Consider the following 11625-nt stretch of genomic DNA (forward strand, 5'->3'; position numbering starts at 1 on the left):
CATGTAAGGGGTGGGAGAATGGATTTGATCAAAAATCTTCAGCAGACGGCGATGACGAAGGGAGAAGATATCGCATTGATCTTTGAAGGAAAGAAGTGGACCTATCGAGAGCTGATGACAAGTATCGAGCGTTTTGCAGATGGATTAGTGAGCGAAGGGTTTCAAGTCGGGGATCATATCGCGCTTATTTTAGGAAATTCACCGCATTTTGTCATTTCTTTTTTTGGCGCATTAAAGGCAGGGCTTGTCGTTGTGCCTATTAACCCAACATACACACCTAGTGAAATTGGATATATGCTCATCACAGGTGATGTTAAAGGGATTGTTGCGCCTGAACAGCTTCTGCCAGTGTACGAGCAGGTGTATGAGCAGCTTCCTTCCATTGAAAGAGTCATTATTTGTGCAGAAAATGAAGCGGCGTGCAGATCAAGCTTCAAGGAAGTATCTGATCGGCTTGTTTTCTTTGGAAAGCTTGTGACAGGTGCTGCGAATGAAAACGTACACCCTTCCATTCAGCCAGATGATACCGCTGTTATTTTATTTACATCTGGCACGACAGGAAAACCAAAAGGTGCCATGCTGACTCATTTCAACCTTTATTCAAATGCCAGAGATGTCGCTGAGTATTTATCGATTGATAAAAAGGACAAGGTCATTGCCGCTTTGCCAATGTTCCATGTATTTTGTTTAACAGTCTGTATGAATGCGCCGTTGATTCATGGTGCGACGATTTATGTCTTGCCGCATTTCAGCCCGTCAGAGCTTTTGCGCATGATGGAAAAAGAGAAGCCAACGCTATTTGTTGGTGTGCCCACCATGTATAACTATTTGTACCGACAGGAGGGGCATAATGAAGCGATGTCATCTGTGAGGATCTGTATATCAGGCGGTGCCTCAATGCCTGTTGCCTTACTGCATGGCTTTGAGAAAAAGTTCGGAGTTACGGTCCTTGAGGGCTATGGGTTATCAGAGGCATCTCCAGTGACTGCATTCAATCCTCTTGACGGAAAAAGAAAACCGGGTTCTGTCGGAACTGACATTATGAATGTGAAGAATAAAATTGTGAATGAACTTGGAGAAGAAGTCGGTCCTAATGAAGTCGGAGAGCTGATAGCAAAAGGGCCAAACATCATGAAAGGCTATTATCAAATGCTAGAAGATACGGAAGCTGCACTAAGAGACGGCTGGCTGTATACTGGCGATTTGGCGAGAAGAGATGAAGACGGATATATTTACATTGTCGATCGGAAAAAGGATATGATTCTTGTTGGCGGTTATAATGTTTATCCAAGAGAAGTAGAAGAAGTACTCTATCAACATGAAGGTGTAGCAGAAGCCGTTGTCATCGGTGTGCCAGACCCAAACACAGGAGAGGCAGTCGTCTGTTACATTTCCCCTAAGAAACATGCTCACATCAATCAAGAAGACATCATCACACATTGTTCACGCTATTTAGCAAAATATAAGCAGCCCCAAACGATCCATTTCATAGATGATATTCCTAAAAACACAACAGGTAAAATTTTAAGAAGAGCGCTAAGAGAAAAGTATCAAGCAGAAGAAAGTAAATAAAAAAAGGGAGTCTCTGATGAGGAGGCTCCCTTACAAATCCCCGCACTTCAAGGTTTTCTCTCAAAGACATTTTAGCTCTTTTGAATGGCTTCTTTTAACTGTCTCTGAAAAGAATTCGACTGTTTTTGATTCAGTTCATAAAACGTTCCATCAACTAAAAAAACGACCTGTGATCGGTTGGTCCAAAGCTGGAAGGTGGTGCCGTTTGTTCGTCCGAACATCACCTTGGCGATATAATCAGGCTTTTTTAAATTTTTCTTGAGATGATTGCTTGTTTGTTTGCCTTTATTTAATTCTTCAATTAAATCTTCTGCTGTGTCCTTATCATCTATTTCATAAGAGATTGATTCATTCGCAGGTGAGAGCAGCAATTTTTCTGCTCGATTCTCATCAAAGATTTCGCTCGTCCGGCTGAACACATAAAAGAAAGTGATTAATAAAAGTCCAAAAATCACAACTCCTGCAAGGATTTTCTTCATTTTGATCCTCCAACTTACTGTTTTACATGTAGCTTCTCCGATTTTTGAGCCGCATAATCATTTTTTTCGCGAAAGCTTTTTCAGATGGGGCATGCTATGATGGAGCCACATGAGACAGGTTCTAAACGAAAAAATGCGCGACTAGAATAGAGAGAGGGATGGAAAGGAGGCTGACCTGTGCGAGTACGTAAATGGATAGCTCTTGTAACGGTAGCATACATATTGTACGGTCTTTTTATTTATTCGTATTTGTTTCTAATGGGGGATTCATCGGTACCTGAAAGTATAAAAGAGACAAGTGCAGATCCGCATACTTTTATGACAAGCCATGAGCTTGTGATCAGTGAGAATTTCTCGAACATACGGAACCTGCTGTATTTCATAACCATCCCATTAGATTGGTATGTCTTTTTTCTTTTGCTCATTTCAGGGTTTTCACGGAAAATAGCAGACTGGAGCTTGGCAGCAGCCCGTTTCAAGTTTTTAAGCAAACTTGTGTATGTGTTTGTGCTGTCACTTTTAACAATGATCATTTCATTCCCAATTAAATGGATTGGCTATCAGCTGTCTTTACACTACGGAGTATCTTCACAAAGTACGGCAAGCTGGTTGAAAGATCAAACACTGGATTTTTGGATTCAATATCCGCTCCTTGCCCTTTGTGCTATTGTGTTCTTTTGGCTGATTCAAAAGAGAAGAAAGCGCTGGTGGCTGTATGCGTGGTGTTTGACAGTCCCAGTTACGCTGTTTCTCTTCTTTATACAGCCGGTCGTCATTGATCCGTTATATAACAATTTTTATCCACTAAAGGATCAAGCCCTAGAGAAGAAGATATTAACGCTGGCAGACAAAGCGCATATTCCGGCAGATCATGTATACGAGGTCAATATGTCTGAAAAAACGAATACGATGAACGCTTATGTCACAGGAATAGGTGAAAATAAGCGTATTGTTTTATGGGATACAACACTGCAAAAGCTGAAAGACCGCGAAATTTTATTTATCATGGCGCATGAAATGGGACATTACGTCATGAAACATGTCTATATTGGGTTAGCAGGATATTTAGTGCTGTCACTGGCCGGATTTTTTGTAATCGACCGTCTTTATTTTTATCTTTATCAAAAAGGAGCAGCCTCATTTCGACTCAAGGTGTCTAACGACATCGCCGCTCTTCCGCTTCTTTTAATCATCGTTTCCATGCTGTCATTTGCAGCTTCACCTTTTACAAATGCAGTGTCAAGGCATCAAGAACGGGCAGCCGACGAATATGCGGTGAACATGACAAAAGACGGGAATGCAGGCGTAACGTCTTTTCAAAAGCTTGCAAAATCAGGGCTCTCCCAGGTGAATCCACCATTTCTAGTGAAGATTTTCCGCTATGGACACCCGACCATGATGGAAAGAATTATGGATATGGAAAAAGCAGCGGAAAAAGAGAAAACGCCGAAAAAGCAGGAATAAATAAAATCCGGCTGGATCAGCCGGATTTTTATTATCACATTTGGATTAGTTAGAAGCCGCTTGAACGTTGATTAACCCTTTTCCGTAATAGAATGAGTCACCAAGCGGTGTTGCCGTGTTTTCTAAGCGCTGGCGAACCTGAGAAGTTGATAGATTCGGATACTTAGAAAGGATAAGCGCTGCTGCTCCTGCTACATGAGGAGACGCCATAGATGTTCCAGTATAAGAAGTGTATCCACTGCTTGGCACCGTACTTAAAATAGAAGTACCAGGTGCAGAAACATCTAATTCAGGACCTGCGCTAGAAGATGAGTTTCTGACATTGTTACTGTTTACATTGGCAACAGCAATTGTAGAATCGTATTTTGCTGGATAGCCAACGGTGCTAGTAGAGCCAAATGAACCTGAATTTCCTGCTGCGGCAACGACAACTACTCCGCGGTTATTCGCTGTGTCAACAGCATTTTTAAGCGCTGTGGAGCCGTTTGGTCCGCCTAAGCTCATATTGATGACATCCATGTTATTCGCTACAGCCCATTCAATACCGCTAATAATCCAGCTGTATTGTCCGTCGCCATTACGGTCTAATACTTTCACAGCATATAGGGAAGCGCTTGGAGCGACCCCAAGAACACCAATTGTGTTATCAAGGGCAGCAATGGTTCCTGCTACGTGAGTTCCATGTGATTGAAAGTCTTGGGTGGCATTTGGCTCTGAAGGGACGAAGCTCGCACCGCCTGCAACATTTAAGTCAGGGTGTGCAGCGTGGATTCCAGTATCAAGGACAGCTACTTTGACATTAGCACCTTTATAACCTTGAGCGTGTACAGCTGGAGCTTTGATTTGAGGGATTCCATAAGGGACGGTTTGTGCATATGCTTCTGCTTTATGGTCTTCTTCTACGTAAGCAATGCTAGGGTCATGTTCAAGTTTCTTGGCGGCTTGTTCGGACATTTTCACTTGTGCAGCATTAATGAGGCGGTATTGTTTTTCTAGTTTTCCACCATTTTGAATGACAGCTTGTTTCTTAGAGCTGTTTGTGGTGGCAGAGGCTTTAAAACCAACAATATAGCTTTTTTCACTATCTGTTTTGGAGACCGTTTCGGCATTTGCCATGGATCCTCCAAACCCTGCTGAAAACAGAAGAGGGACAGCCAATAAAACACTTGTCATCACATTTTTCTTTTTCACGCACATTCCACATCCCTTTTTTCTTATTTCAGAATAATCATCCGTAGTCTATAAGAATGAACCGTTTGATTATTCTGTATATTCAGTTTAAGGGAAGTAGGCAAATAAGAGTAGACCCGAATTTTTGTGAAAGTCCTAGCGAAAATTGGGGAATTAAGTCACTTGGAACTGGTGGTAAAATATGTTTATTCTATCATTTCAGCGATGTTCTATTAAAAAGGGAGTGTGCTTTTTTTCTCATGATCCATTTCCGGTTAAATATTCGATACCCGAAAAGCCATAAAATAGGTAGAATCGTCTAGCATCTATTTCGAATTTCGATATAAAAAAATATTATTTTATCATTGTTTTTGCCATAAAAAAGAACCTGCTAAGATAACAGGCTCTTTAAGAAGGGGCGGATTGAGTTAAATGGCTGACCACGTTGTAATCACGGACCTTCCATTTACCATCTGACCATTCCACATAATTTAAGCAAGCATTAACAAGTCTCGTGTTCTGTAGACCCATATGTTCATCTGCCAAAGTGGTGAGTAAAGCATGGATAGCAGCTCCGTGAGCCACGATCAGGACATGTTGATCTGGATAGGCGGCTCTGACTTTCTCAATACCTTCTAGCATTCGGTTTTGAATCGTCTCAATTGGTTCCATATTTGGATACTGTTTATCTGGAAACAGCTTCTGACGCTCCTCAAACGACATGCCTTCAGCGTCACCATAATCTCGTTCTATAAAATCATCCATGATGACAAGTGGAGCATGGACATGATTTAAAATCAAGTGTGCCGTTTCTTTTGCCCTTGTTAGTGGACTGGAAATGACAACATCCCAATGGACATCCTTTAAGTAAAGTCCAGTTTGTTCAGCCTGCCATTTACCTGTGTCGTTTAAAGGGATATCTGTTCGTCCTTGAATTCGTTTCGCTGCATTCCAATCTGTTTCCCCGTGTCTGACTAGGCAAATTGTTGTCAATCAAATCCCGCCTTTTCTATCTTTTCTTCTATTATACTAAAGCAGAAGAAAAAAGACTGTATTAGCGATTTGTCAGGCTTGTTAAGGATTCGACGGAGCTTGCGACTTGAGACACCGTTTGTTTGACTTCCTTCAATTCGTTAAGGAAAGTCTGAAGGTCAATTTCAATTTTTCCGTTTTGGTTTTTGCTTAAGTTCATGCTGCTGACGATATCATCGAAGAGTGAATTGATTTGTGTCATTTTTTCTTTACTGTCTGTCACAAGTAAATTCACGTCCGCAATGTGCTGAGAGACAATGGCGATTTGTGAATTGGTATTGTTGACAAGTTCAGATACAGTTGAAACCGTTTTCTTTGTGTCCTCTGATAATTTGCGCACCTCGTTTGCAACGACAGCAAAGCCTTTTCCATGTTCTCCTGCTCGTGCAGATTCGATTGAAGCATTTAAAGATAACAAGTTCGTCTGCTCTGCAATGCCTGTGACAATCCCAAAGATTTGTTCAATTTGTTTGGCGATTTCCTCAAGACGCTTAATTTCTGTTTCAATCTTCGTCATGCTGCCATCAATCTGATTCATTTGTGTTTGCTGAATTTCTAATTCTTTTTTACCGCCGATTGATTTTTCTTCGACCTGTGCTGAAATTTGTGTTCCAGCTTGTGACATGTCCGCCATCTCATCCGATTTTGAGACAAGCTTGTCGACCGCACTTGTTGTGTTTGAGAAGAGCGAAGCAAGCGAATTTGAAGTCTCTGTGATTTTTGTATGAAGCTCTTGCTGCTGCTCTTCTGCTTCATCACGAATTTTAGAATATTCATTTTGGAATGTATCTAGGACAAGCTGCTGCTCTAAATTTAAAATTTTCGTCGTCGCTTTGACCGCTGTCTGATATTCTTTGAAATCTTGGATATGGTTAGCGAATAAATCCATAATTGATAGCAGAAGGTCTTGGAATGCTGCCATGTACCATTTAGGCTGGAGTCCAATCCGTAAATGAACTTGCGCAATTTTAATGCGTTTTGCCACATAGGCTTCGTCAATCACGCCTGCAAACATTTCGCTAATATGAATGCGGAGTGTTTTTTTCAAACGATCGACAGAACTATTGTCTTGAATGATATGCATCAAGGAAGACTCGACTTCTAAATTTTTATAAAACTTATCAACAATATGTGCAATATCATCCTGAACAATTGGATTGAGCTGCTTTAATATCAATAGGTCATGCTGCGTCAGGTCAATCATTTTGATTTGTTTCGCGATGTCCGTATTGTTCGAGAAGTTGATTCGTTTTATCCCATCATCCTGCTGTGTGAAAAAAGCAGTGTTTTTTCTTTTCGGTTCTTTTTTAAATAACAATGTGTTTGTCCCCCCATAATCATCAAAAATATCAGACTTTATGTTTTTTATCGGATAATATTGGATTTTTTAAAGGGGGGGACGAGTGAAATTTTACTGTTCTTTATATGACCTTTTTAGTGGTTTTTTAGCAGGGCCTTCTACTACTTCTCCAGTAATGGAAAAACGTGAACCGTGACACGGACAGTCCCAAGTGCGGTCACTATTATTCCAAGCCACTTCACAGCCTAGGTGAGTGCACGTTGTATCGACTAGAAAGACATTCCCATCCTCTGATTTATAGGCGCCGCACTTTTTATGTTCATACGAGATAATGCCGCCCTCACCTGGTTTTAAATCATCGATTGTTTGATCAGTTCGTTTGAATTTACCACTGATCAGCTTGGCAGCGACATTGGCATTTTCTTTAACGAAATCTTTGACGAAAGAGTCAGTAACAGGTCTTGATGGCGTAAAGATTGATTCGTATGGATTCGATTTACCTTCAATTAAATCACCGATAAGAGTGGCTGCGACGTGGCTTGTGGTCATGCCCCATTTTCTAAAGCCGGTTGCTACAAAGATATTCTGGTGGTGTTTGGTCAGGCGGCCAATGTAAGGGATTTGATCCATTGTGACCATATCGTGTGTCGACCATCGATACAGCACTTCTTCTATTCCAAGGGTGGCATCTCCAAACGTTTCTAGTCCTTCATAGTGAGCGGATTCATCTCCGCCTTGTCCTGTTTTATGGCCTTCTCCTCCGATGAGGACTACTTCTTCTCCGTCCCATTCTGCCGTTCTTAAAGAGTGAGCAGGCTGGTCAATTCCTAAGTACATTCCGTCTGGGAGTGGTTTGGTTGTTTTAGCTGCTACGACATAGGATTGCTCTGGATGAATACGGGTGAAATAAAGTCCTTTTCCATCATAAAAAGGAAAGTGTGAGCATGAAATGACATAGCGCCCTGTCAAATGATGTCCGCTTTTTGTGACGACAGCAGGGCGGTTCCCTTCTTTTACATCAACAGCGGTTGTTTGTTCAAAGATACGTACACCTCGCTCTAGGAGCTTGTCGATTAGCGCATTGAGATAATGAAGGGGATGAAACTGTGCCTGATTGGTCATCGCAAGTGCTGCTTTGATGTCACCGTCAAAAGGAAGCTTTGTTTTCCATTCCCGGTCAATACCAAGCTGTTTGTAGGCATCTAATTCCTTCTTTAACTTTTTTACACCGCTTTCTTCCTTTGTATAAAGGTAAGCATCTTTTATCTCTAGCTGACAATCAATGTCGTGCTCTTTGATACGAGCTTGGATGAGGTCTTTTGCTTTCTCATTTGCTTCTACATACAAACGTGCTTTTGGCATCCCAATTTGTTGAATCAGCTCATAATAGTACACATCATGCTGTGAGGTGATTTTAGCCGTTGTGTGTCCGGTCGTGCCTTGCAGCAATTGTTCGGCATCAATGATGATCACATCTAGTCCTCGCTCTGTCATTTCAAACGCCGCAGCGATACCGGTAATACCGCCGCCGACAATGATCACATCTGCTGTGAGATCTTCACTGACAGCAGGAAAAGAATGCTTCTGACTATCCGCCAGCCATAACGATTTTGCCTGTTCCATTCCTTTATGTTCTTGTTCCATGTTGTCGCCTCCAATGATTTGTTGTGTATAATTTTTCCACAATGCTGAAAATCATACATCTGAAAGGAAACAGGGGCGTCATACATAAAAAAGCAGCCAGCACATAAAAATAAACAAGATAAAAGGAAGGAGTGGACTAACGTGTCAACAAAGCAGCCGAAGAAAACATTACCGCCTCAGCACCAAAATGAACGTCCGGGTCTTGAATATAAAATGAACCCTAGACCTGTCTTTGATCGTGAGGTGCAGAATAAAAAGTTAGCAGGAAAAACAGCCATTGTGACAGGTGGAGACAGCGGGATTGGAAGAGCAGTCTCTGTTTTATTTGCGAAGGAAGGTGCCAATGTCGCCATTGTTTACTTAAGTGAACATCGTGATGCCGAGGAGACGAAGGACTATATTGAGAAAGCGGGAGGCCGTGTCATCTTAATTGCAGGTGATTTAGGGGATGAGGCTTTTTCTAATGAGGTCGTCAAAAAAACAAAAGATGCCTTCGGTTCCATTGATATTTTGGTGAATAACGCCGGGGAACAGCATCCGCAAAAAAGCATTGAGCAAATTACCTCGCATCAGCTTCTTCGGACGTTTCAAACGAATATTTTTGCCATGTTTTATTTAACAAAGGCTGTTCTTCCTCATTTAAAAAAAGGAAGCAGTATCATTAATACAGCCTCTGTCACCGCCTATAAAGGGCATGAAACATTGATCGATTATTCATCCACAAAAGGGGCGGTCGTTACCTTTACGAGATCATTATCTTTATCGCTCATTAAACAAGGGATTAGAGTGAATGGAGTAGCTCCCGGTCCTATTTGGACACCGCTGATTCCCTCAACCTTTACGGAAAAAGAAGTCTCTGAATTTGGCGGAGATGTCCCAATGGAACGTCCTGGTGAGCCAGTAGAGCTTGCGCCAAGTTATTTATTTTTAGCGAGCGAAGACTCATCTTATATGAATGGACAAATGCTGCATGTGAATGGCGGGACCATTTTAAATGGATAAACAAAAAACTTGCGGTAAAGAGACGAGTTACTGTCTCTCTGCCGCAAGTAAAATCATCATGATTGATGTAAGCAGTGTTCTGCATATTGAGCTGACAAGTCATTGAATCGCTTTTCATCACGCTGATCCAGTGCCTTATCAATCTCTTCTCTTAGGAAGGTTAAGCGCTGTTTATAAAGCGCCTCATCTAAAACCATTTGAATATAGATGTCTAAAATGGTGACGCCGTTTTCTTCGGTTTTTTGGGTGTTGCGGGACTTCATGAGCTCAGCATACGTTTTTTTCTCTTTCATAAAGAATCCCCCCGATGCCTTTTTTATAGTATATGGATTGGCGGAGAAAAAATCAACAAGAATTTATAATTTTTAGACAATTTATTTTTGAGCAGAATCGACACCACTTGTCCAATCGACAGGATGTGATATATCTTTAAAAATGGCTTTTCGATAGATCGAATGGACTAAAAAATATGATAAAAAGATGATTTTTAATAAATTTTGAAAAAATCCTGTCGTTTCTTATATGTTGGTGATAGATTAATAGTATCTCAAATAACCAAATATTAACACAGGAGGAAATGAAGTGTCAGGAATTAGTGAAACACCTTTAGATTCATACGTCATTAATCAAACAACAATGGCGGTCCTTCCAGTTGAAGAAGGAAAAAGAGTATATTCAAAAGTTATAGAAAGAGAGACAAGCTTTTACGTTGAATTAAAGCCCCTGCAAATTATTGAACGCAGCTGCAGATTCTTCGGCTCAAGCTATGCAGGCAGAAAGGCGGGAACATACGAAGTAACAGGAATTTCTCACAAACCCCCAATTGTGATTGACTCATCCAATCATCTGTATTTTTTCCCAACCTATTCATCCAACCGTCCTCAGTGCGGCTGGATCTCCCACAAATACATTCATACCTTCCAAGAATCATCCCTCGGAGACACGGTGGTCACCTTTACAAACGAGCAAACCGTCAAACTTGATGTCTCATATAAATCATTTGAGAGTCAGGTGCACCGGACAGCATATCTCCGAACGAAATTTCAAGATCGTCTCGATGGAGGTCTTCCGAAGAAACAAGAATTTATGCTGTATCCAAAAGAACAGCAGCTCAATCTCGTATACGATTTTATATTAAGGGAGCTTCGAAACAAATATTAGTCAAAAGCCAGCGGCAGAGCAGCCGCTGGACCTCTTATCCAGCATGAATGAAATGCAAAAAGGCGCCGCTACATCATAAAGAAGAATTCATTGAAACCAAATACGTATGTCTCGTCGTCTATTGGTTGTTTGGGAAATGACAGGGAAATGTGAATCCTTAGACATATTTTCATTCATTTATCCATAAATCACAGAAGAGACACGAGCTTGTCTGTTACAATAAAAGAAATCTTATGTGGTAAAGGATGCTTATATTTGACCGATATGAACGAATGGGATGAAGAAATGGAGGCTCTGTATGAAAAAACAATCACATTTGGTGCTGCTATTTATCCTAACTTTGACATTACTAGCAGCCTGTCAGCAAGCAGGTCAGCCGCCTTCAAAGCAAGACACAAAAGAAGCTGCTTATGAACAATGGGTGCAGTCTTATATGGATGAGTTAAATAAAGCATATGAAAATATGACCGGTCAGTTTATCTCAGATGGACATGGAAAGATCCAAACAAATAAAAAATTGACAGAAGCGACGAAAGCATTTGATCGTGTGATTCAAAAAGGGCTTGATCATCAAGAAGTTCCAGCTGCTTACCAAAAGGCCGATCAACAATTAAAGACAGGCCTTGCTTCATTTGAAAAAGGGATCAGTAAGGTGGAAAAGCTCTTGAAGCATCCCGATCAAGAAAAGCTGTTTATTTCCGCTACCCATCATTTTCAGGATGGCTTGCAGCAGACAGCCGCATTTATGGAAGAAGTAGGTCAGATTCAGCAATCATCCTAAAAAAGCCTGGAAGTAAACCT

At 41.1% G+C, this 11625-nt stretch carries 11 protein-coding genes; 5 read left to right on the forward strand and 6 right to left on the reverse strand.

The features are described from left to right. Positions 1-18 precede the first annotated feature (18 nt). On the forward strand, positions 19-1572 hold the full coding sequence (locus NSQ34_RS05035) for a fatty acid--CoA ligase family protein (RefSeq protein ID WP_176967534.1): 1554 nt from the start codon (positions 19-21) through the stop codon (positions 1570-1572). Between the two features lie 71 nt (positions 1573-1643). On the opposite strand, the gene NSQ34_RS05040 is transcribed toward NSQ34_RS05035, so the two are convergent. Continuing rightward, complete coding sequence (locus NSQ34_RS05040) at positions 1644-2051, reverse strand: hypothetical protein (RefSeq protein ID WP_034282188.1); 408 nt, start codon at positions 2049-2051, stop codon at positions 1644-1646. Positions 2052-2228: 177 nt separating this feature from the next. Here NSQ34_RS05040 and NSQ34_RS05045 point away from each other — a divergent pair, with 177 nt between their 5' ends. After that, entirely contained in the window at positions 2229-3515 is a 1287-nt protein-coding gene (locus tag NSQ34_RS05045; RefSeq protein ID WP_034282187.1) for a M48 family metallopeptidase, read from the forward strand. Positions 3516-3560: 45 nt separating this feature from the next. On the opposite strand, the gene NSQ34_RS05050 is transcribed toward NSQ34_RS05045, so the two are convergent. The 4 genes from NSQ34_RS05050 to NSQ34_RS05065 form a co-directional block, all read right to left on the reverse strand. Beyond that, the gene (locus NSQ34_RS05050) at positions 3561-4706 is read right to left on the reverse strand and encodes a S8 family peptidase (RefSeq protein WP_034282323.1); all 1146 of its coding nucleotides are present in this window, start codon (positions 4704-4706) and stop codon (positions 3561-3563) included. A 387-nt stretch (positions 4707-5093) separates the two neighbouring features. Next, the gene (locus NSQ34_RS05055) at positions 5094-5678 is read right to left on the reverse strand and encodes a histidine phosphatase family protein (RefSeq protein WP_024426547.1); all 585 of its coding nucleotides are present in this window, start codon (positions 5676-5678) and stop codon (positions 5094-5096) included. A 61-nt stretch (positions 5679-5739) separates the two neighbouring features. After that, positions 5740-7035 carry a globin-coupled sensor protein gene (locus NSQ34_RS05060; protein ID WP_024426546.1) on the reverse strand — a complete coding sequence of 432 codons (1296 nt, stop codon included), beginning with the start codon at positions 7033-7035 and terminating at the stop codon, positions 5740-5742. Positions 7036-7128: 93 nt separating this feature from the next. After that, positions 7129-8661 (reverse strand): FAD-dependent oxidoreductase, encoded by a 1533-nt coding sequence (locus tag NSQ34_RS05065; RefSeq protein ID WP_098676788.1) that lies wholly within the window; start codon positions 8659-8661, stop codon positions 7129-7131. A gap of 141 nt (positions 8662-8802) precedes the next feature. Here NSQ34_RS05065 and NSQ34_RS05070 point away from each other — a divergent pair, with 141 nt between their 5' ends. Further along, the gene (locus tag NSQ34_RS05070; protein ID WP_034282185.1) at positions 8803-9663 is read left to right on the forward strand and encodes an SDR family oxidoreductase; all 861 of its coding nucleotides are present in this window, start codon (positions 8803-8805) and stop codon (positions 9661-9663) included. 56 nt (positions 9664-9719) lie between these two features. Here the strand turns inward: NSQ34_RS05070 and NSQ34_RS05075 are convergent, their stop codons facing one another. Then, on the reverse strand, positions 9720-9956 hold the full coding sequence (locus NSQ34_RS05075; RefSeq protein ID WP_008348804.1) for an IDEAL domain-containing protein: 237 nt from the start codon (positions 9954-9956) through the stop codon (positions 9720-9722). A 289-nt stretch (positions 9957-10245) separates the two neighbouring features. Here NSQ34_RS05075 and NSQ34_RS05080 point away from each other — a divergent pair, with 289 nt between their 5' ends. Together NSQ34_RS05080 and NSQ34_RS05085 are read left to right on the forward strand one after the other, a co-directional pair. Beyond that, positions 10246-10824, forward strand: a complete 579-nt coding sequence (locus tag NSQ34_RS05080; protein WP_034282183.1) for a competence protein ComK — start codon at positions 10246-10248, stop codon at positions 10822-10824. A gap of 298 nt (positions 10825-11122) precedes the next feature. Further along, positions 11123-11605: a hypothetical protein gene (locus NSQ34_RS05085; RefSeq protein WP_034282182.1), complete on the forward strand. Its 483-nt coding sequence runs from the start codon at positions 11123-11125 to the stop codon at positions 11603-11605. The last annotated feature ends 20 nt before the right edge of the window (positions 11606-11625 follow it).

The sequence above is a fragment of the Bacillus sp. FSL P2-0069 genome, from assembly GCF_038593315.1.
Classification (GTDB): Bacteria; Bacillota; Bacilli; order Bacillales; family Bacillaceae; genus Bacillus; species Bacillus safensis.